Consider the following 19,725-nt stretch of genomic DNA (forward strand, 5'->3'; position numbering starts at 1 on the left):
CTGAAGCGCCGCACGCAGCGACTCAGGGCAACCTCCGTTGGACATATGGAGGCCCCGCTTCTGAATCATAGGCCCCCATGAAAAAGGGCGCGCCTTTCGGCGCGCCCTTTTTTGTCCACCGGCACCCTTCCGTGCCTGCGACAAGCGTATTGTACATCAGTTTCAGCCCCCGCCAAGGAAGGGCTTGCCCAGCGAAGCCGGGGCATGCAGGCGGATCATCTGGCTGTTGCGCGAGATCAGTACCAGCACCACGATGGTGGCTAGATACGGCAACATCGACAGCAGTTGCGACGGAATCGCCACCCCCAGCCCCTGCGCGTGGAATTGCAGGATGGTGACACCACCAAACAGGTAGGCCCCCAGCAGCACCCGCAGTGGTCGCCAGGTGGCAAACACGGTCAGCGCCAGCGCAATCCAGCCCGCACCCGCCGTCATGTTCTCCACCCACATCGGGGTATAGGCCAAGGCCAGATAGGCACCAGCCACCCCGCAGCAAGCGCCGCCAAACAGGGTCGCCATATAGCGGATGCGGATGACCGCATAGCCAATCGCGTGAGCCGATTCCGGGCTTTCACCCACCGCCCGCAGCACCAATCCGGCCTTGCTGCGGTAGAGCAGCCAGCTGATGGCGGCAAACAGCAGGAAGGCCAGGTAGACCATGGGCGTCTGCTTGAACAGTACGGGTCCCAGCAACGGGATGGCACTCAGCCCGGGCAAACTCACCGGTTGAAAGCCCTGAATGGCAGTCCCCAGCCAGGCTTTGCCGACAAAGGCAGAGAGGCCAATGCCAAAGATGGACAGCGCCAGCCCGCTGGCGTACTGGTTGGCCTGCAGGCTGAGCGCCAGCACGGCAAAGATCAGCGCCATGCCCATGCCGGCCACCGCACCCGCCGCCACCCCGGCCCACAGGCTACCGCCACTGGCCACCGTGGCAAAGGCAGCAATCGCCCCCACCAGCATCATGCCTTCCACCCCGAGGTTGACCACCCCGGATTTCTCGGTGACCAGCTCCCCCAGCGCGGCAAACACCAGCGGGGTGCCTGCGCTCAGGGTCAGGGCCAACAATGCCGCAGTATGATCGAGCATCTCAGGCCTCCACCTTGGCCGCTGCCGTGCTGGACGCACGGACCGTGGGTTGACGGCGGCGCAGCCGGTAATTCACCAGCAGGTCACAGCCCAGCAGGAAAAACAGCAGCATGCCCTGGAACAGGCCAGTGATGGCATTCGGTAGCTGCAAGCTCATCTGCGCCGACTCGCCACCCAGGTACAGCAGCGACATCAGCAAGCTGGCCAGTACGATGCCCACCGGGTGCAAACGCCCCAGAAACGCCACAATGATGGCGGCAAAGCCATAGCCCGGCGACGCCGAGGGCTGCAGCTGGCCCAGCGGCCCGGCCACCTCCCCCACCCCGGCCAGCCCGGCGGCGGCACCGCTGATCAGCAGCCCCAGCCAGATGGAGCGGGATTCGGAAAACCCGGCGTAGCGGGCTGCGGCCGGTGCCTGACCGCCCACCTGCATCTGGTAACCGGCAAAGCTCTTGCTGAGGAACAGCCAGGCCAGCGGCACCGCCAGCACCGTCAGCAGCGCCGACGCGTTCAGCCGGGTCCCCTCCACCAGCATCGGGAACAGGGCGGCATCGCCAAACATGATGGACTGCGGGAAATTCTGCCCGTTCGGGTCTTTCAACGGCCCATCCACCAGATAGCCGAGCAGCAGCTTGGCGATATAGGTCAGCATCAGGGTGACCAGAATCTCGTTGGCGTTGAAGCGGGTTCGCAGCAGCGCGGCAATCGCCGCCCACAGCGCGCCACCCAGCATCCCGGCCAGCACCATGCCGGGCAACAGCCAGGGGCTGCTGCTGCCGTCAAACCAGATCGCCAGCGTGCCACCAAAGATGGCCCCCAGCGTCAACTGACCTTCTGCGCCGATATTCCACACATTGGCGCGAAACCCGATAGCCAGCCCCAGCGCAATCAAACACAGTGGCGAGGCTTTCAGCAGCAGCTCGGTCACCCCGTTCAGGTCTTGCACCGGCGAGATGAAGAACACCTCGAATGCCTCCAGCGGTGCCCGCCCGAGCGCAGCAAACAACACCATGCCACAGATCAGGGTCAGCAGCGCCGCCAGCACCGGCGACAGGTAACGCATCCAGACCGACGGTACGGGCCGGGCTTCCAGCTTGAACATCATGCAGAGGCCTCCTTGGCGGGCATCTCATTCACATCACGAACACAGTGTATCGCGTCCTTAGGGTCAAACCAGTGCTGACCATACCGCGTTATCAGGTCGGGTAATTGCCTGGCTGGAACATTAAGCTGAACCCCACCATTGCGATCCGTCTTCCCGGCAACCTGCCCTTGCCGAACCACGCGATGCAGGTTTTTAAAATCACTGGCCATCACCATCCAGAAGCCTTCCCCCTCCCAGGCGCCACCCAGCAACAGCCACTGTGGTGTGCTGGGCGGTTTGTTGGCTCGCACAAAAAACAGCAGACGCTGGTCTAGCCTGGACATCGTGACCCGATAGTGTTCCGGTTTGCCGCCTTGATCGTCGGACACGATGACCGTCCCGGAAGGTTGAACATCCAGCCAGCCAGATTCTTCCTTTGCCTCTGCTTGTCCGGCAGGCTGCGGCACCTGTTTACCTAACTGAGGGTTAATACAACGCCAGCGCCCCAGCAACTGTTGCTGCAGCGCAGGGTCTGACGGCATCGGCTCACGTACGGTCAGCGTCGTACAGCCCCCCAGACCCAACAGCACAATACAGAGCAGCCTGTGGCGTATCACGCCGCCACCTGTTCCGCTGGGCCGCCTTCAAACATGCCAGCCATCCACAGGCCGATCTCTTCGCTGTTGGTCTCCGCTACGGCTTTAGAAACAGACAGGCGGCCACCGGCAATCACGCTGATCCGGTCGCAAATCTGGAACAACTCTTCCAGTTCTTCCGAGATCACCAGCACGGCCACCCCCTGGGCGGCAAAATCCAGCAACTGCTGGCGAATGAAGGCCGCTGCACCGACATCCACCCCCCAGGTGGGCTGCGCCACAATCAGCACCTTGGGTTGCTGCCGCATTTCACGGCCCACGATGAATTTCTGCAGATTGCCGCCAGAAAGGCTGCGTGCCGGGGCATCTGGCCCACCGCACTTGACGCCAAAATCCCGAATACAGGCTTCGGCAAACTCACGTACCTTGCGGCTGGCGATCAGCCCTTTGCGGACCAAGCCTTGCCGGTGTGCGGTGAGCAAGGCGTTATCGGTCAGCGACATCGCCGGTACCGCACCGCGCCCCAGCCGCTCCTCCGGCACAAAGGCGAGGCCGCGGTCACGCCGCCGACCCGGCCCCATGCGCCCGACCGCTTCGTCGCACAGGCGCACCGCTGCCGCATCCTTAATGCGCTGCTCGCCCGACAGCACCGACAGCAATTCGGCCTGACCATTACCAGACACCCCGGCAATGCCGAGAATTTCCCCGGCATGCACTTGCAGATTGATACCGCTGAGCGAGACGCCGAACGGGTCCCGCGTCGGCAGATTAAGCTGCTGCAACTGCAGCCGGGTATCACCGGTGTGGTGGGCGCGCCGTTCCGGGTGCGGCAGCGCGCGGCCAATCATCAGTTGCGCCAGCGATTCGGCGGTTTCTTCACGCGGGATCGCCATGCCACTGACCTTGCCGCCACGCAACACGGTGGCGCGATCACACAGCTGCTGGATTTCATCCAGCTTGTGCGAGATATAGAGGATGGCACAGCCTTCTGCCGCCAGCTGGCGCAGGGTGACAAACAGGCGGATCACCGCTTGTGGCGTCAGCACCGAGGTGGGCTCATCCATGATCAGCAGGCGCGGGTTCTGCAGCAGGCAGCGCACAATCTCCACCCGTTGCCGCTCGCCGACGGAGAGGGTGTGTACCAGCCGCTCCGGCTCCACCGCCAGCCCATAGCGCTCGGAGACTTCGCGGATGCGCACAGAAAGGGCCGCCAGATCAAAGCGGGTATCCAGCGCCAGTGCGATGTTCTCCGCGACCGTCAGGGTCTCGAACAGCGAGAAATGCTGGAACACCATGCCGATGCCCAGCTGGCGTGCGGCTGCCGGATTGGCAACCTTGACCGGGTGGCCATCCCACAGCATCTCGCCCTGGTCGGCATGTACCGCGCCGTAGATGATCTTCATCAGGGTACTTTTACCGGCACCATTCTCGCCCAGCACGGCGTGGATTTCCCCCGGCATCACACTGAGGCTGACATTGTCGTTGGCGCACACCGAGGGGTAGCGCTTGGTGATGCCGCGCAGCTCCAGGCGGGGTTGCGTACTGAATTGAATGGTCATGCAGGCCTCACGGGGGAATCGGCGGTGTCATTCCAATATTGCTCCAGTATGGCCAGCCAGCGCGCTTTCTCGACTTCGGGCAGGAAGCTGGCGACAAAACCGTTGCGGGCGATGTTGTACAGGTTTTCACGCAACAAGCCAAGTGCCGCCGCCACCGCACGGTAGTTCTCCAGCACATAGCCATCAAAATAGGCGGGGTCGTCCGAATTCACCGTCACGCACAGACCCGCATCCAGCAGGCGCTTGAGGTTGTGCTGGCGGAGGTCCTCCACTCCCTTGAGCTTGAGGTTGGACAACGGGCAGACGGTGAGCGGTATCTGCTCCTGCTGCAGACGATGCATCAGCTGTGGATCTTCCTCCGCCCGCACACCGTGATCAATGCGCGCCACCCGCAGCAGGTCGAGCGCCTGCCAGATGTATTCCGGCGGCCCTTCTTCGCCGGCATGGGCCACCCGCTGCAAGCCCTCCAGCCGGGCTTGCTCGAATACCGCCTCGAAACGCTCCGGCGGGTTGCCCACCTCGCTGGAGTCCAGCCCGACCCCGACAAAGTGCTGGCGATAGGGCAAGGCATCCAGCAAGGTCTGCATTGCCGACTCGGCAGAGAGATGCCGCAGGAAGCAAAGGATGTAATACACCGAGAGGCCGGATTCGGCACGGATGGCCTCGGCAGCACGGGCCAGACCCCGGATCACCGTGCCGATGTCGATACCCCGGTCGGTATGGGTTTGCGGGTCGAAGAAGACCTCGCAGTGTTTGACACCGTCTGCCACCGCGCGCCGGAAGTAGGCCATGGCCAGCTGAAAGAAGTCGGCCTCGGTTTGCAGCACACTGGCCCCGGCGTAGTAGAGGTCGAGAAAGCTCTGCAGATTGTGAAAACGGTAGGCGGCCCGTACACCTTCGACATCCACCCACGGCAGGGAGACGCCGTTGCGCTGCGCCAGCTCGAACATCAACTCCGGTTCGAGTGTGCCCTCAATGTGCACGTGCAATTCGGTTTTGGGGAGTGCTGCCAGCCATTGATCCATGCCTGTCCTACCTCCATTGCAGCCCCCCTCTGTGCGAGGGGGCCATCGTGCTGTTTTACGCCTGTACCTGCACCCGTTTCTGTTGCTGTACTTGTCTTGCTTCATAACGCTGCAGCAGCTCTGCCGCCACCGCAATCGCGATCGCGGCAGGTTGCTTGCTGTGAATGCCGGCCACACCAATCGGGCAGGTCAGCGCCTGCCACTGCGCATCACTGACCCCCCGCCGCAACAGGCGCTGGCGAAACTGCTGCCGCTTGCTGCGCGAGCCAATCAGCCCGCAGTATGCAGCATCCCCTCGTCGCAAGATGTGCTCCACCAGCCGCTGGTCTTCCGCGTGGCTGTGCGTCATCACCAGATAAAAGCTGCCAGGCGCTGCCTCGGCCACCCGCTGCACGGGATCATCCAGCCATTCGGTATCCACATTATCAGGCACGCACTGAGGCAGCATCTCCTCGCGGCTGTCCACCCAGTGGACTTGGCAAGGCAGGCTCGCCAGCAGTGGCAGCAAGGCACGTGCCACATGGCCTGCACCAAACAGCTCAATGCGGAAATCACAGGCCGGGAAGCGCTCCAGCAGCCACTGCTGCTCCCCTTGCTGCAGCCATTGGCAACGAGGGGCGTCGGTCTGATCCAGGGCCGTGTGCAAGGCCGCGGGCAGCAGTGGCCGCAAACTGGCAACCTCTCCCCATGCTGACTCCGCTGCATCGGCGTGCAGGGCCTGCAGGCGAAACACCGTGTGCTCGCCCCGCAGCGCCTGCTGCATCTGGCCACACTGGGCAGCATCCCAGCGCTCAAACAGCAGCCACACCACGCCTCCACAGCACTGGCCAAGTGATGCGCCCAGTGCAAAGCGTTCGATATGCCGGGTGACCCCTTGCTGCAGCAGTGCGCGCGCGCGCGCAATGGCCTGAAACTCCAGATGGCCGCCACCAATCGTGTCAAAGCAGGCATCGGGTTGCACCGCCATGCGGGCACCCGGCTCGCGCGGTGCGGAGCCCGATACCGCCAGCACCGTCACCCACAGGGTGACGTCCGGCTGGTGGAGGGCGTCGCGCCAGCGCATGCTCAGCCCCGCAACGCGGTCACGGCCTGCAACACCGCTTCCGGTGTGGCGGGCATGTTAAGCGCCGGATTGCGCTGGTAGTCATCCACGCTGGCTACCGCGTCACGAATGGCGTGAAATACCGAGAAAGCCAGCATCAACGGCGGTTCACCCACCGCCTTGGAGCGGTGGATGCTGTCTTCCACGTTGGCATTGTCAAACAGCGCCACCCGCAGGTCGGCCGGGACATCGCTGGCGGCCGGAATCTTGTAGGTGCTGGGGGCGTGCGTCATCAGCTTGCCCGCCGCATTCCAGTACAGTTCTTCGGTGGTCAGCCAGCCCATGCCCTGCACAAAGCCGCCTTCAATCTGGCCAATGTCCAGCGCCGGATTGATGGAGCGCCCGACATCATGCAGGATGTCGGCGCGCAGCAGCTTGCTCTCGCCGGTGAGGGTGTCGATGATCACTTCCGCCACCGCCGCGCCATAGGCGAAGTAGTAGAACGGCCGCCCGGTCAGCGTCTTGCTGTCGTAGTGGATTTTCGGCGTTTTGTAGAATCCGCTGGCCGACAGCGATACGCGGGCCAGATAGGCTTGCTTCACCACCTCGGCAAAGCGGAAGGTCTGCTCGCCCACCCGTACCTGCCCCTCAGCAAAGTGGACTTGCTCCGCAGCAAGCTGATACCGCTCAGCGAGGAAGGTGACCAACCGCGCCTTGATCTGCTGCGCGGCGTGCTGGGCGGCCTTGCCATTGAGATCGGTTCCGCTGGAGGCTGCGGTCGCCGAGGTATTGGGTACCTTGCTGGTGTCGGTAGCGGTCACCCGCACTTGCGACAAGGCCAGCCCCAGCTCGTGCGCCACCACCTGCGCCACCTTGGTATTCAGGCCCTGGCCCATTTCGGTGCCGCCGTGGTTGAGCAGCACCGAGCCATCGGTATACACATGCAACAGCGCGCCAGCCTGATTGAAGAAGGTGGCGGTAAACGAAATGCCAAACTTGACCGGGGTGAGCGCAATGCCGCGCTTGAGCACCGGGCTGCTGGCGTTAAACGCGCGGATGGCCTCGCGGCGAGCACGGTAATCGCTGCTGGCTTCCAGCTCCGGCAGCAGGCGCGGCAGGCAATTATCCTCCACCTCCATGCCGTAGTGGGTGGATAAGCGGGTGTGGTCCTGCCCGTCCGGGCCACCGTAGAGGTTGATATAGCGAACGTCCAGCGGGTCGCGCCCCAGTGTGCGGGCGATGTCGTCCACGATGTACTCAATGGCAGCCACGCCCTGCGGCCCGCCAAAACCCCGGAAGGCAGTGTTGGACTGCGTGTTGGTGCGGCCCCGCAGCGAGCGGATGGCTACCGCATCCAGATAGTAAGCGTTGTCGAGGTGGAAGACGGCGCGGTCGTTCACCGGGCCGGACAGGTCGGCACTCCAGCCACAGCGCGAGGCTAGCGTGGTTTTCAGGCCAAGGATGCGGCCCTCATCGTCAAACCCGACATCGTAGTCCACCACGAAGTCGTGGCGTTTGCCGGTGAGCATGAAGTCATCGTCGCGGTCGGCACGCAGCTTGACCGGTCGGCCACTGGCTTGCGCCAGCAGCGCCGCCGCACAGGCAAACAACGCCGACTGCGATTCCTTGCCACCAAAGCCCCCGCCCATGCGGCGACATTCGACGGTCACATCGTGGCTGAGCCAGCCGAGCGCGTGCGCCACCATATGCTGCATCTCGGTCGGATGCTGGGTGGAACTGTACAGCAGCAGGCTGTGCTGCTCCTTGGGCAGCGCGTAGGCAATTTGCCCTTCCAGATAGAACTGTTCTTGCCCACCCACCTGACATTGCCCTTGCAGCCGATGCGGCGCGGCAGCCAGTGCGGCCTCTGCCTCACCGCGTCGCAGTTCCACCGGCGGCAACACCCAGGACTCGGCCTCGACCGCCTGCTGCGTGGTCAGAATGGCTGGCAACGGTTCATAACTCACCTGCGCCAGCCGCGCGGCGCGGCGTGCCTGCTCACGCGTCTCCGCCGCCACCGCAAACAGCGCCTGCCCGAGGAAATGCACGGTATCGGTCGCCAGAATCGGCTCGTCCGGCAGCACCGGGCCGCACAGATTGGCCCCGGGAATGTCGGCGGCAGTAATCACGCAGCGCACGCCCGGCGCTTGCCGTACCGCATCCAGGTTCATGCTGAGGATGCGGGCATGGGCCTGGCTGGAGAGGCCCAGCGCAGCGTGCAGGGTACCTTTCAGTTCCGGCAGATCGTCGGTATACGGTGCGCGACCGCTGACATGCAGACGGGCGCTTTCGTGCTCGACACTGTGGCCGACGATGCCTGGCAAGTGGGTGGCGCTCATGCGGAGGCCTCCTGTTGCTTGACCCAGGCCAGCACGCTGACTGGCGCACTGCCACTGCTCTCCAGCCAGAAGCGATACAGCAGGTTCTGCGCCGCTTGCAGGCGGTAGTCGGCACTGGCGCGCATGTCACTTAGCGGCTGAAAATCGGTCGCCAGCGCCTGCATGGCGCGGCGGACGCTATCCTCACTCCAGCGCTGGCCGACCAAGGCCTGCTCGGCGGCCTGTGCCCGTTTCGGTGTGGCGGCCATGCCACCAAAGGCCAGCCGCGCCGCCTGTACCACGCCGTCCCGCAATTGCAGTGCAAGGCCGCACATGACGGCTGAAATGTCCTGATCGAAGCGCTTGGAGAGTTTATAGGCCCGGAACAGGCGGGCATCCGGCAAGGGGATGCGCAGTGCCTGCACAAATTCGCCTGGCTGCATGGCATTCTTCTGGTAGGCCAGATAGAGGTCTTCCAGTGGCAAACTGCGCGTGTGGTCACCACCGCGCAACACGATCTCAGTGGACAGCGCGATCAGCGCGGGCATGGCATCGCCGATCGGCGAGCCATTGGCGACGTTGCCGCCCAGCGTACCGGCATTACGAATCGGGGTGGACGCAAAGCGCTGGTGCAATTCCTGCAGTTGCGGATAGTGCCGTACCAGCGCGGCGAACGCGTCATTCAGGCTGACCGCCGCGCCAATCTGCAGCACGCCATCCTGCTCGCAGACCGTGTGCAGCTCGGCCACCCGGCCCAGATAGAGGATGTCGCCCAGCTCGCGGAATTGCTTGGTCACCCACAGGCCAACGTCGGTGCCACCGGCCAGCATGCGGGCTTGTGGCTTGGCCTGCCGCAAAGCGGCCAGTTCGTCCAGGCTGATCGGGGCGTGGAAATGCTGGCCATCGCGTTCAATGTGCAGCGACTCACCGGCGGACAGCTGATCCAGCTGCTGGCGCAGTGCGCGCCGGTCCAGCGTCTCACGCGGTAGCTGGTACATGCGCTGGGCGGCGTCGAAAATCGGGCGGTAGCCGGTGCAACGACACAGGTTGCCGGACAGGCAATCCGCCACCTCGCTGCGCTCGGCCTGAGGCTGGTTCTGGTAGAGGGCAAACAGCGACATCACAAAGCCCGGCGTGCAGAAGCCGCACTGCGAAGCATGGCTATCCACCATCGCCTGCTGCACCGGATGCAGCGGGCCATTGGCGTCGCTCAGCGCCTCGACGGTATACAGGGCTTTGCCATGCAGGGTAGGTAGAAACTGGATACAGGCGTTAATGGCCTTGAGGGACACACTGTCCCCGTCCGGCTCGGCCAGCACCACGGTACAGGCGCCGCAATCGCCTTCGGCGCAGCCTTCCTTGGTGCCGGTACAGCCGGCCTCTTCACGCAGGTACTGCAGAACGGTACGGGTGGGTTGCGGTGCCTGCAGCGTGTGCGCCACCCCGTTCAGCAGAAAGCGGACTTCGCCTTCCATCAGCCTCTCCTCCAGCCATCCGGTGGTCCGGATTGTTGCGCCGTGCGCCGTCGCCAGAGGTTCCGGGCGCTGCGCCGGTCTTCAGGGTCCATCTTGCGCCGTCCGCCCGCAGGCGGCGACGCAGTTTGTCAGGTTCCCGGCATACGCCGGGATGCCAACCAGCAGCCCATTCGCCATACCCCCCGGTGTTTTGAATGGTCTGCTGGTCGTGCTCGGTGTGCACCCTATTGGGTGCAATAACTGACCAGGGTGTGACGCCATACCCCCCGGTGTTGTGCCACGCCCGGTCAGTTTTGCTCGGTTTGCGCCGCGCGCACCGCTTGCAGCATGGACAGATCAATCTGCCACGGCTCAGCCAGCGCGACTTCGTCGCAGTTATGTCCTTGGCCACCCCGGTCAACGACGATGAAGTCGGACGTGTGGTGCAAGGCCAGCAGCGGGTGATGCCATACCCCCCGGTGATAGTTCACCCCCTGCCAGCCTGTGCTCAGGAAGGCGCGCACCGCCGCGGGATCCAGCTCACCCGGCGGTGCCACCACAATCAGATACTCCGTTTTGCCCAGCGGCAGGAAAGCCTGGCTGCCAAGCGGGTGCCGTTCCATCATGCTGATGGTGATCGGCAGGTCGCGGGCCTGCCCGCGAAACACATTGATTAACGGTCGGCCACCCTGCTCGGCGACATCGACCTGCGCCAGATCATGGTAGCGCTCGCAGCTGCCACCATTGATCGGGTAATGCCGTGCGCCAGCCAGCTCGATCACGTCGCCAAACGGCGCAAACGCCGCGCGGCTGAGCGGTTCAACCCGGAGGGGGCGCACGTGGTCCATCAGCGCACCGCCAGCTTGCCGTGCAGGCGCAGGCGGCTCACCCCGCCATCGGGGATGATATTGAGCCGCACATGCGTCACCGGCCCCAGCTTGGCAATTTCGCTGCTGAAGTAATGCTGCGCGTCCATGCTCAGCTTCTGCTCCGGCAGCAGTACTGGCCAGAACATGCTTTGTGTAATCAGCGAACTCTCGGTACCACCAGTGATGTAGCCGGCCTGGATGCTGCAGCGGTCCGGGTAGTTGCCCTTGAAGTAGCAGGTGTCCACTTCAATCTGTTCGATCACGCCGGGGTGACCCAGCGCGATGATGCACCAGTCGTTGCCCGGCTCGCGGCGGCGGCGGGTTTCCCAGCCGTCGCCCATGTTCTCGCCACGCCCCGGCATCAGCAGGTTATGCGGTGCGCCAAAGTGGGCATCGTTCCACGCCACCGGACGGCCACCGTTTTCTGCGGCCACCAGATCGTACAGCGCGCTGCGATCACGCCCGGCCCAGTCACAGGCAGGTTCACCATACACCCGCAGGCGAGCCACGCCGCCATCCGGGTAAATGTTCAGCCGCAGATGGGTCCACGCCTCGCGGCTGGCTACCGCCAGGTAGTGATGGCTATTGCCCTGCAGATTGGTCGACGGCAGGATTTCCTGCCACACCGTGCTGTCGTCCGGCGTACCTTCGCAGCGGCAGGCGTCGATCGACGCGGCGGGTGGGTAGTTGCCAGTGAAGTGGCTGGTGTCGATGTCCACACCGTGAATCACCCCCGGCAGGCCAAGCTGGACGATGGCCCAGTCGTGACCATTGCTGCGCTTGCGACGGGTTTCCCAGCCATCCATCCACTTGCCGTGGTCATCGTACTTGCCGGGAATGAACTGCGCCGGCTCCGGGTTCAGCATGCGCGACAGCGGCGCAAAGAACTCATCGGTGGCAAACAGCCCGGCCGCGCCCAGCTTGGGGTGCGCCAGATTGATGAATTGCCGGACGAAGGCAGGGGCATTCGGATCAAACTGTACAGCGGCCATGTTTATTCCTTCACCAGATCACTGAGGCGGAATTGCGCAATACGGGCAATCTGCCGCAGGCATTCTGCAAATTCCTGTTCCTCATCCTGCGCCAGCCGCGCAGCAAACTGCTCAATAATCTCCGCCCGCTGCCAGCCCTTCACCGCCAGGATGAAGGGGAAGCCAAACTTGTCGCGGTAAGCCTGATTCAGGTCCTGCAGGCGGGCGTATTCTTCCGGGCTGCACTGGGTCAGCCCGGCGCCGGACTGCTCCTTGGTTGAATCCGCAGTAAGCTCGCCACGGATGGCGGCCTTGCCCGCCAGCTCCGGGTGGGCGCAGATGAGCGCGCGTTGGCGGGCCGGATCAGCCGACCACATCACCTCGCACATTTTCTGGTGCAGGTCGTCCACGCTGACGAACGGTCGCCGGTGCCAGGCGCCTTCGGCCACCCACGGAGAATGCTCAAACACACCGCCCAGCAGCGAGACAAACGCGCCAAGGTCAGCATGGTTCAGTGCGGTCAGGCTATACGGTGGGTTCATGCCAGCTCCGGAGCCGGGTGCCGGGCGATCCAGTGCCGGGCAATATCGACCCGGCGGCAGATCCACACCCGGTCGTGCGACTGTACATAGTCCAGAAAACGCTGCAGCGCGCGAAAACGGGCCGGACGACCCAGCAAGCGGCAGTGCATGCCGATGGACAGCATTTTCGGCGCGGTTTCACCTTCGGCATACAGCACGTCAAAGGCATCTTTCAGATACTGGTAGAACTGCTCGCCACTGTTGAAGCCTTGCGCGGCGGCAAAGCGCATGTCATTGCTGTCCAGCGTATACGGCACCACCAGATGCGGCTGACCTGCCACCTGTACCCAGTATGGCAGATCGTCAGCGTAGGAATCGGCGTCGTAGAGGAAGCCACCGTGCTCAACCACCAGCTGGCGGGTCTGCGGGCTGTCGCGCCCGGTGTACCAGCCCAACGGCGCGTCGCCGGTCAGCTGGCGGATGATCTCTACCGCCTCTTGCATGTGGGCGCGCTCGGTTTCCACGTCCACATTCTGATAGCTGATCCAGCGCAGGCCGTGACAGGCAATCTCGTGACCGCCTTCAACGAAGGCGCGGGTCAGCTCCGGATGCCGTGCCAGCGCCATCGACACACCAAAGATGGTCAGCGGCAGGCCGCGTCGCTCAAATTCATTGAGGATGCGCCACACCCCGGCACGCGAGCCGTACTCGTAGATCGACTCCATGCTCATATGACGGTTGCTGAAAGCGGCCGCACCAATGATCTCGGACAGGAAGGTCTCGGACGCCGGGTCGCCATGCAGCACACAGTTCTCGCCGCCCTCCTCATAGTTGAGGACGAACTGCAGCGCCACCCGTGCCTGGCCAGGCCAATCGGCCTGAGGCACCGATCGGCCATAGCCGATCAGGTCGCGCGGGTAGTTCGGGTCGATCTGCATGTCGTTTCCGCTCTCGGTCTCAGTCTGGCTGGGTCTGCACGGTGCGGCTGCGGAACACATGTTCCAGCGACACGGCAGGCTCGGCCCCCATCAGGTTCAACTTGTGCTCCACCATGCCGAGGTGCGAGGTCATGCACTGCACCGCCAGCGTAGCATTGCCGCTCTCGATGGCATCGAGAATGGCATCGTGTTCATCAAACGAGCAGCAGTTACTGCTGCGCGGGTCGTACAGCGCCGAAATCAGCGGGTAGCGCAGGACCAGGTTCTGCACGTATTCCACCATCACCTGGTTACCCGACAATTCCACCAGGCGGTTATGAAAATCCAGCGAGCGGCGTACCCAGCCCGGGTAGTCTTTGTCGTGGAAGCATTGCCGCTCTTCCTTGACCAGATTCCGCAGTGTGCCCAGTTGCGGCTTGGGCGATTGCCCGGCCATCTTGGCCACTACGGCGGTTTCCAGCACCCGGCGCACTTCAAACGTGTCGCGCGCCTCATCCACTGTGGGCGTCGCGACAAATGCGCCGCGGTTGAAATGCAGCTCCACCATCTTCTTGCTGGCCAGTTGCGACAGCACCTTGCGCAGCGCATTGCGCTTGACGCCGAAGATCTCGCACAGTGTCACCTCGGTCAGCTTGGTGCCGGGGGGTAACTGGCGCGACATGATCGCGTCAAATATCTCTTGGTACAGTTCTTCTTCACTCATGTGTTTGTCCGGGGGAGAAGGTGCAACACATTTTCGGCTTTGATTGTTGACAATTATTGGGCCACGGTTTCATGATTGTCAACAATCCACTCAAAATCGTCGAAAATATGCTGATGTCAAGTCAGTAAAACAGGCGGCCGTGTCACTGCTATCCTGAAGGCAGAACGGTGCACTGCGGGTTGGACCGGAGAACAGCACAGAGGAGAGACAGATGGGTCGCCTGACCACGCACATACTGGATACCGCCGCCGGGCTACCGGGCAAGGCTATCCGCATCGAACTCTACACCATAAGCGGTACAACGCGTCGCCTGCTGCGCGAAACCCGCAGCAACGACGATGGCCGCTGCGATGGCCCGCTGCTGGAAGGCGAGGCGTTCCAGACCGGAGTTTACGAACTGGTGTTTCACGCGGGCGACTACTTTGCAGCCCGCGGCACCCCGCTGCCGGAGCCACGCTTTGTCGATCAGGTGGTGCTGCGCTTTGGCATCGCCGACACTGACAGTCACTACCACGTCCCGCTGCTGGTCAGCCCGTGGAGCTACTCAACCTACAGGGGAAGCTGATGGAAGGCTATCTGCTGGAATGGGCCAACCTGCTGCTGCGCTGGCTGCACCTGATTGTGGGCATCGCCTGGATCGGCTCGTCCTTTTACTTTGTCTGGCTGGACAACAGCCTGCGCCCACCCAAGGATGCGGACCTGAAAGCACGCGGGGTCGATGGTGAGCTGTGGGCGGTGCACGGCGGCGGCTTCTACAACCCGCAGAAGTATCTGCTGGCACCCAAGCACCTGCCGGACGAGCTGCACTGGTTCAAATGGGAAAGCTACAGCACCTGGCTGACCGGCTTCCTGCTGATTTCGGTCTTGTACTATCTGCAGGCCGGTACCTATATGGTGGACCAGAACGTGGCCGACCTCAGTCCGCAGCAGGCGGTGCTGATTGGGCTCGGCACGCTGGCTGGGGGTTGGCTGGTGTACGACACGCTGTGCCGGCTGTTCTTCAACCGCAGCCAGTTGCTGTTTGGCGTGGTGTATTACGCCTTTGTGGTGTTCATGGCCTGGCTGCTGACCCACCTGCTGTCGGGCCGCGCCGCCTTCATCCATGTGGGCGCCATGATCGCCACCACCATGACCGCCAATGTGTTCTTCTGGATCATTCCCGGTCAGAAGAAGGTGGTGGCCATGCTCAAGCGGGGTGAGCAGCCCGACCCGGTATACGGCAAGCGCGGCAAGCAGCGCTCAGTACACAATAATTACCTGACGCTGCCGGTGCTGTTCTGCATGATCAGCAACCACTACGCTTTCACCTACAACCATCCGCAGGCGTGGCTGGTTCTGGCGCTAATCTTCCTCGCCGCCGTGCTGATCCGCCACTTCTTCAATCTGCGCCACAAGGGCGTGGTGGCTTGGCACTACCCGCTGGCGGGCATCGCCATTCTGTTGGGGGTGCTGCTGTGGCTGCGCCCGACGCCTGTGGTGGCCGTGTCTGCAGCCCCTGCTGCCGCTGCAGGCCCGACCTACGCCGAGGTTCGCCAGATCCTGCAACATCGCTGCGCCAGCTGCCATGCCGCTGCCCCCACCCAGCCCGGCTTTGCCAGCGCGCCTGCTGGCGTGAAGCTGGATAACGACGCCGACATCCAGCGCAATCTGGCGCGTATCCAGCAGCAGGCCGTGGTGCTGAAAGCGATGCCGCTGGGCAACCTAACTGGCATGACCGATGCCGAGCGCACCCTGCTGAAAACCTGGTTTGCCGCAGGCGCCAAGATGCAGTGAGCGCAGCAGCAGCACCCCTTTGACGCCACCTTCGGGTGGCGTTTTTCATGCTGGACTTGCCATTAATAAAACATTTGTTTATTGTTATAGACATATGTTTTATTAACGGGTACGCCATGAGTGACCTCTCACCGCGGCAACGCATCCTGCAGTTGATCCAGCACAACCCCTATCTGTCGCAGCAGGAGCTGGCCGAGCAGACCGGGCTGTCGCGCTCAGCGGTGGCCGGACATATCGCCAGCCTGACCCGTGAGCGGCGCATCCTCGGTCGCGCCTATGTGCTACCGGAGCAGCGCCCGGTGGTGTGCATTGGCGGCGCCAATATCGACCGCAAGGTGCGCACGCTGGGACCGCTGCAGATGGGCACCTCTAATCCGGTTGAGGTAGAAGAAACCTTTGGTGGGGTCGGGCGCAATGTGGCTGAAAACCTGGCGCGACTGGGCGCCCCCACCCACCTGATCACGGCGGTCGGGCAGGACCCGGCAGGTGAAGCTCTGCTCAGCCACCTGCACGCGCTGGGCGTGGACACGCGTGGCAGCCTGCAGCAAGCCCATGCCAGCAGCGGTACTTACACGGCCGTGCTGGATGACCATGGTGAGATGGTGCTGGCGCTGGCGCATATGCAGCTGTGCGATGCGCTGACCCCGACGCTGCTGCAACAGTGCAGCGCCCAGCGCGCCGCCGCCGCGCTGACCGTGCTGGACCTCAACCTGCCAGCCGACAGCGTGGCCAGCCTGCTGCATGCTGCACGGGAAGATGCGGTGCCGCTGGTGGTGGTGGCTGTTTCCATTCCCAAAATGGCACGCCTGCCGGCCGACCTGCGCGGTATCCGCCTGCTGATCCTCAACCGGGGCGAGCTGGAAAGCCGCGTCGGGCGTCCATTACCCGATCTGGCCGCACTGGAAGCCGCCTGCCAGCAGGTACAACAGCAAGGCGTGCAGGACCTGATCGTGACCCTCGGTGCGGCCGGTGTAGTGCATACCCACAGCCAAGGCCTGGTCCACCTGCCGGCACCACAGGTGCCGGTGCGCGATGTCACCGGTGCGGGGGATGCCTTTTCGGCAGCCGTCTGCTGGTCGCTGCATCAGCAACCGGACGACCTCACCCTCGCCTGCCGCCGTGGGCTGACACTGTCTGCGCTGACCGTGCAATGCAACAGCACGGTCTACCCCGATCTGACCCCCGCCAGCTTGATGGACTTGCTGGCCTGAACCCGACACCCAACCTTGAAGGACACCCACATGCAGGATTATCTGGTTTTCTCAGCCGAAGTCGCCGCCGCCCGCGCCAGCGGCAAGCCGGTGGTGGCACTGGAATCCACCATCATTTCGCACGGCATGCCCTACCCTCAAAACGTACAGACCGCGCGTGAAGTCGAGCAGATCATTCGCGACCACGGCGCAGTACCGGCGACCATTGCCATCATCGACGGCAAGATCCGCATTGGCCTCTCCGACGACGAGCTGGAGCAGTTCGGCAATACCCCCGGCGTGCTGAAAGTGAGCCGCCGTGACCTGCCTTATGTGCTGACCAGCGGCAAACTGGGCGCAACCACGGTGGCCGCCACCATGATTTGCGCGGCACTGGCCGGCATCGAAGTGTTCGTGACCGGCGGCATCGGTGGCGTTCACCGTGGTGCAGAAACCAGCTTTGACATCTCGGCGGACCTGCAAGAGCTGGCGCAGACCTCGGTGGCCGTGGTGTGTGCCGGGGCCAAGTCCATTCTGGACTTGCCGCTGACGCTGGAATACCTGGAGACCCACGGCGTGCCGGTGATCAGCGTGGGGCAGGATGCCTTCCCTGCTTTCTATACCCGCGACAGTGGACTGAAAGCCGACTTCCGCCTCGACAGCGCAGTCGAGCAGGCCGCCTTCATCCGTGCCAAGTGGCAGCTGGGGCTGTGTGGTGGCGTGGTGGTCAGCAACCCGGTGCCGGAGGCAGAGGCGATGCCCAAGGCCGAGATTGATGCCATCACCCAGCAGGCATTGTCTGAAGCCGCCCAGCAAGGCATCAGCGGCAAGGCGGTGACGCCCTTCCTGCTGGCTCGCATCAAGGAGCTGACCGGTGGCCGCAGCCTCGCCACCAATATTGCACTGGTCAAGCACAATGCGGTGGTGGGTAGTCAGCTGGCGGTTGCCTTGCATAAAGGTTAAAGGTGGTTACAGCGCATGGACGATAGCGGGTGGGTTTGCTAATGTCATGTCATCACCCTTTTAGATGAACAGGAGACTCACCATGCTGAAATTACGCCATGCGCTACCCCTGGCCCTGCTGCTGGCTGCCAGCAGCAGCTTTGCGCTGGAATCCTTTACCCGTCCGATCATCGGCAGCCTGAGCGCTACCCCAAATCCGGCCAAGCCCGGTGACACCGTTACCTTCCGTGTCGACCCCTCGCAAAATGGCAAGATCGACTGTGGTCTGCTGGTGACCTATGGCAATGGGCAACAAGAACAGATTGCCGTGAAACAGGGCTTTCCCAAAGAATTCACCCATGTCTTCGATGCCCCCGGCAAATTCACGGTGAAGGTCGAAGGCAAGGAGTTCGACGGCATGAACAACTGCAAGGGTGAGGCCACCACCACCGTCGCCGTACAAGGCGTGGTCGCACCCAGCTGCCCGACCGGCTGGGAGCTGATCAAGGGCTCCACCAAGAAAAACGGCGCATTCAGCTGCCGCGCCGCACAGCCCGCTGAACTGCCACGTTGTTCCAGCGGCCTGAAGGGCTACTATCAGAATGGCGTGATCGGCTGCAAGTAAGCAGGCATCCTGCACATGAAAAAAGCCGGGCTAACCCGGCTTTTTTCATGCAGCGTATCGCTCAGTTGCCTGCGGCAAAGCTGTCCGGGTCTACCGGCTTCGGCAGATGCGGGGTAATCACCTGCATCATCTGACCAAACACGCGCGGGGTACCCGCCACCACATTACCCGACTGCAAATACTCTTCACCACCGTGGAAATCGGCCACCAGGCCACCGGCTTCCTGTACCAGCAACACACCGGCGGCAATATCCCACGGCGACAAGCCGTATTCCCAGAAGCCATCAAACCAGCCTGCGGCAACATGGGCAAGGTCCAGCGCGGCCGAGCCCGGGCGGCGAATCGCGCGCGCCTTGGTGGTGAAATCCTTCAGCATGGCGAAGTAACTGTCCAGATTGCTGAAGTCACGGTAGGGGAAGCCGGTGGTCAGCAAGGCCTCGTTCAGCTGCAGGCGACGCGAAACGCGGATACGGCGGTTGTCCAGATAGGCACCGGAACCACGGCTAGCAGTAAACAGGTGGTTACGGTTGGGATCGTACACCACGGCCTGGGTGATCTGGCCCTTGTGTTGCAGGGCGATGGAGATGCAGTAGTGCGGGAAACCGTGCAGGAAGTTGGTAGTACCATCGAGCGGGTCGATGATCCACTGGTAGTCCGACTCCCCAGTGACGCCGCTTTCCTCCGCCAGAATGGCGTGGTGCGGGTAAGCATCCAGAATGGTCTCAATGATGGCAGCTTCGGCAGCACGATCCACTTCACTGACCAGATCATTCGGCTGCTTGTGTTGCACCGTCAGGGTATCCAGATTGCGGCTGGCGCGGGTGATGATGCCAGCAGCGCGACGGGCGGCCTTCACCGCCGTATTGAGCATGGGATGCGATTGCATGAGTCGGACCTGTTTTTAAAAGAAGCAAGCCCACTGCCCGGGGACAGCAGGTCGAAAAGAGCACAAGGCCAGCCCAAAGCTGGCGTAACGGCATGATTATAAACAAAAAGCCCATTTCATGCAAAACCCGGCGTGCACCCGCA

General features: G+C 63.0%; 19 protein-coding genes. 5 read left to right on the forward strand and 14 right to left on the reverse strand.

Annotated elements, in window-relative coordinates:
• Window positions 1–162 precede the first annotated feature (162 nt).
• From ACE3O2_RS04665 to ACE3O2_RS04725, 13 genes are all read right to left on the reverse strand, one after another.
• Window positions 163–1,086 (reverse strand): ABC transporter permease, encoded by a 924-nt coding sequence (locus ACE3O2_RS04665; protein ID WP_374335162.1) that lies wholly within the window; start codon window positions 1,084–1,086, stop codon window positions 163–165.
• Between the two features lies 1 nt (window position 1,087).
• Entirely contained in the window at window positions 1,088–2,191 is a 1,104-nt protein-coding gene (locus tag ACE3O2_RS04670) for an ABC transporter permease (RefSeq protein ID WP_374335165.1), read from the reverse strand.
• Complete coding sequence (locus ACE3O2_RS04675; RefSeq protein ID WP_374335167.1) at window positions 2,188–2,682, reverse strand: hypothetical protein; 495 nt, start codon at window positions 2,680–2,682, stop codon at window positions 2,188–2,190. The genes ACE3O2_RS04670 and ACE3O2_RS04675 overlap by 4 nt, the downstream gene beginning before the upstream one ends.
• Before the next feature lie 101 nt (window positions 2,683–2,783).
• Window positions 2,784–4,325 (reverse strand): ABC transporter ATP-binding protein, encoded by a 1,542-nt coding sequence (locus tag ACE3O2_RS04680; RefSeq protein WP_374335169.1) that lies wholly within the window; start codon window positions 4,323–4,325, stop codon window positions 2,784–2,786.
• The gene (locus tag ACE3O2_RS04685; RefSeq protein WP_374335171.1) at window positions 4,322–5,350 is read right to left on the reverse strand and encodes an adenosine deaminase; all 1,029 of its coding nucleotides are present in this window, start codon (window positions 5,348–5,350) and stop codon (window positions 4,322–4,324) included. The genes ACE3O2_RS04680 and ACE3O2_RS04685 overlap by 4 nt, the downstream gene beginning before the upstream one ends.
• A gap of 55 nt (window positions 5,351–5,405) precedes the next feature.
• Complete coding sequence (xdhC, locus tag ACE3O2_RS04690; protein ID WP_374335173.1) at window positions 5,406–6,413, reverse strand: xanthine dehydrogenase accessory protein XdhC; 1,008 nt, start codon at window positions 6,411–6,413, stop codon at window positions 5,406–5,408.
• Between the two features lie 2 nt (window positions 6,414–6,415).
• Window positions 6,416–8,731 (reverse strand): xanthine dehydrogenase molybdopterin binding subunit, encoded by a 2,316-nt coding sequence (gene xdhB, locus ACE3O2_RS04695; RefSeq protein WP_374335175.1) that lies wholly within the window; start codon window positions 8,729–8,731, stop codon window positions 6,416–6,418.
• Complete coding sequence (gene xdhA / locus ACE3O2_RS04700) at window positions 8,728–10,185, reverse strand: xanthine dehydrogenase small subunit (protein WP_374335177.1); 1,458 nt, start codon at window positions 10,183–10,185, stop codon at window positions 8,728–8,730. Before xdhA ends, xdhB begins: the two co-directional genes overlap by 4 nt.
• A gap of 287 nt (window positions 10,186–10,472) precedes the next feature.
• Window positions 10,473–11,003, reverse strand: a complete 531-nt coding sequence (locus tag ACE3O2_RS04705; RefSeq protein WP_374335545.1) for an ureidoglycolate lyase — start codon at window positions 11,001–11,003, stop codon at window positions 10,473–10,475.
• 8 nt (window positions 11,004–11,011) lie between these two features.
• Window positions 11,012–12,025 carry an allantoicase gene (gene alc / locus ACE3O2_RS04710; protein ID WP_374335179.1) on the reverse strand — a complete coding sequence of 338 codons (1,014 nt, stop codon included), beginning with the start codon at window positions 12,023–12,025 and terminating at the stop codon, window positions 11,012–11,014.
• Between the two features lie 2 nt (window positions 12,026–12,027).
• Window positions 12,028–12,546 carry a 2-oxo-4-hydroxy-4-carboxy-5-ureidoimidazoline decarboxylase gene (uraD, locus tag ACE3O2_RS04715; RefSeq protein ID WP_374335181.1) on the reverse strand — a complete coding sequence of 173 codons (519 nt, stop codon included), beginning with the start codon at window positions 12,544–12,546 and terminating at the stop codon, window positions 12,028–12,030.
• Window positions 12,543–13,463 carry an allantoinase PuuE gene (puuE, locus tag ACE3O2_RS04720; protein ID WP_374335183.1) on the reverse strand — a complete coding sequence of 307 codons (921 nt, stop codon included), beginning with the start codon at window positions 13,461–13,463 and terminating at the stop codon, window positions 12,543–12,545. The genes uraD and puuE overlap by 4 nt, the downstream gene beginning before the upstream one ends.
• Window positions 13,464–13,482: 19 nt before the next feature.
• The gene (locus tag ACE3O2_RS04725) at window positions 13,483–14,166 is read right to left on the reverse strand and encodes a GntR family transcriptional regulator (protein ID WP_374335185.1); all 684 of its coding nucleotides are present in this window, start codon (window positions 14,164–14,166) and stop codon (window positions 13,483–13,485) included.
• A gap of 211 nt (window positions 14,167–14,377) precedes the next feature.
• On the opposite strand from ACE3O2_RS04725, the gene uraH reads away from it, so the two are divergent.
• From uraH to ACE3O2_RS04750, 5 genes are all read left to right on the forward strand, one after another.
• Complete coding sequence (uraH, locus tag ACE3O2_RS04730; RefSeq protein ID WP_374335187.1) at window positions 14,378–14,731, forward strand: hydroxyisourate hydrolase; 354 nt, start codon at window positions 14,378–14,380, stop codon at window positions 14,729–14,731.
• Entirely contained in the window at window positions 14,731–15,939 is a 1,209-nt protein-coding gene (locus ACE3O2_RS04735; protein ID WP_374335189.1) for a urate hydroxylase PuuD, read from the forward strand. Before uraH ends, ACE3O2_RS04735 begins: the two co-directional genes overlap by 1 nt.
• A gap of 116 nt (window positions 15,940–16,055) precedes the next feature.
• A complete protein-coding gene (locus ACE3O2_RS04740; RefSeq protein ID WP_374335191.1) occupies window positions 16,056–17,150 on the forward strand; it encodes a carbohydrate kinase in 1,095 nt (364 codons plus the stop codon).
• 30 nt (window positions 17,151–17,180) lie between these two features.
• Window positions 17,181–18,092: a pseudouridine-5'-phosphate glycosidase gene (locus ACE3O2_RS04745; RefSeq protein ID WP_374335193.1), complete on the forward strand. Its 912-nt coding sequence runs from the start codon at window positions 17,181–17,183 to the stop codon at window positions 18,090–18,092.
• A gap of 82 nt (window positions 18,093–18,174) precedes the next feature.
• Window positions 18,175–18,696, forward strand: coding sequence for a hypothetical protein (locus ACE3O2_RS04750; RefSeq protein WP_168876687.1), 522 nt, complete (start codon window positions 18,175–18,177; stop codon window positions 18,694–18,696).
• A 61-nt stretch (window positions 18,697–18,757) separates the two neighbouring features.
• Here ACE3O2_RS04750 and ACE3O2_RS04755 read toward each other — a convergent pair whose 3' ends face one another.
• On the reverse strand, window positions 18,758–19,582 hold the full coding sequence (locus ACE3O2_RS04755; protein ID WP_374335195.1) for an inositol monophosphatase family protein: 825 nt from the start codon (window positions 19,580–19,582) through the stop codon (window positions 18,758–18,760).
• Between the last annotated feature and the right edge of the window lie 143 nt (window positions 19,583–19,725).

It is taken from the genome of Leeia sp., from assembly GCF_041909055.1.
Lineage (GTDB): Bacteria > Pseudomonadota > Gammaproteobacteria > Burkholderiales > Leeiaceae > Leeia > Leeia aquatica.

What these genes read in the sequence shown, in the direction of transcription:
- ACE3O2_RS04665 (WP_374335162.1), bottom strand. Translation starts at nt 1,086, where the DNA reads ATGCTCGATCATACTGCGGCATTGTTGGCCCTGACCCTGAGCGCAGGC.
- ACE3O2_RS04670 (WP_374335165.1), bottom strand. Translation starts at nt 2,191, where the DNA reads ATGATGTTCAAGCTGGAAGCCCGGCCCGTACCGTCGGTCTGGATGCGT.
- ACE3O2_RS04680 (WP_374335169.1), bottom strand. Translation starts at nt 4,325, where the DNA reads ATGACCATTCAATTCAGTACGCAACCCCGCCTGGAGCTGCGCGGCATC.
- ACE3O2_RS04685 (WP_374335171.1), bottom strand. Translation starts at nt 5,350, where the DNA reads ATGGATCAATGGCTGGCAGCACTCCCCAAAACCGAATTGCACGTGCAC.
- xdhC (WP_374335173.1), bottom strand. Translation starts at nt 6,413, where the DNA reads ATGCGCTGGCGCGACGCCCTCCACCAGCCGGACGTCACCCTGTGGGTG.
- xdhB (WP_374335175.1), bottom strand. Translation starts at nt 8,731, where the DNA reads ATGAGCGCCACCCACTTGCCAGGCATCGTCGGCCACAGTGTCGAGCAC.
- xdhA (WP_374335177.1), bottom strand. Translation starts at nt 10,185, where the DNA reads ATGGAAGGCGAAGTCCGCTTTCTGCTGAACGGGGTGGCGCACACGCTG.
- alc (WP_374335179.1), bottom strand. Translation starts at nt 12,025, where the DNA reads ATGGCCGCTGTACAGTTTGATCCGAATGCCCCTGCCTTCGTCCGGCAA.
- uraD (WP_374335181.1), bottom strand. Translation starts at nt 12,546, where the DNA reads ATGAACCCACCGTATAGCCTGACCGCACTGAACCATGCTGACCTTGGC.
- puuE (WP_374335183.1), bottom strand. Translation starts at nt 13,463, where the DNA reads ATGCAGATCGACCCGAACTACCCGCGCGACCTGATCGGCTATGGCCGA.
- ACE3O2_RS04725 (WP_374335185.1), bottom strand. Translation starts at nt 14,166, where the DNA reads ATGAGTGAAGAAGAACTGTACCAAGAGATATTTGACGCGATCATGTCG.
- uraH (WP_374335187.1), top strand. Translation starts at nt 14,378, where the DNA reads ATGGGTCGCCTGACCACGCACATACTGGATACCGCCGCCGGGCTACCG.
- ACE3O2_RS04735 (WP_374335189.1), top strand. Translation starts at nt 14,731, where the DNA reads ATGGAAGGCTATCTGCTGGAATGGGCCAACCTGCTGCTGCGCTGGCTG.
- ACE3O2_RS04740 (WP_374335191.1), top strand. Translation starts at nt 16,056, where the DNA reads ATGAGTGACCTCTCACCGCGGCAACGCATCCTGCAGTTGATCCAGCAC.
- ACE3O2_RS04745 (WP_374335193.1), top strand. Translation starts at nt 17,181, where the DNA reads ATGCAGGATTATCTGGTTTTCTCAGCCGAAGTCGCCGCCGCCCGCGCC.
- ACE3O2_RS04750 (WP_168876687.1), top strand. Translation starts at nt 18,175, where the DNA reads ATGCTGAAATTACGCCATGCGCTACCCCTGGCCCTGCTGCTGGCTGCC.
- ACE3O2_RS04755 (WP_374335195.1), bottom strand. Translation starts at nt 19,582, where the DNA reads ATGCAATCGCATCCCATGCTCAATACGGCGGTGAAGGCCGCCCGTCGC.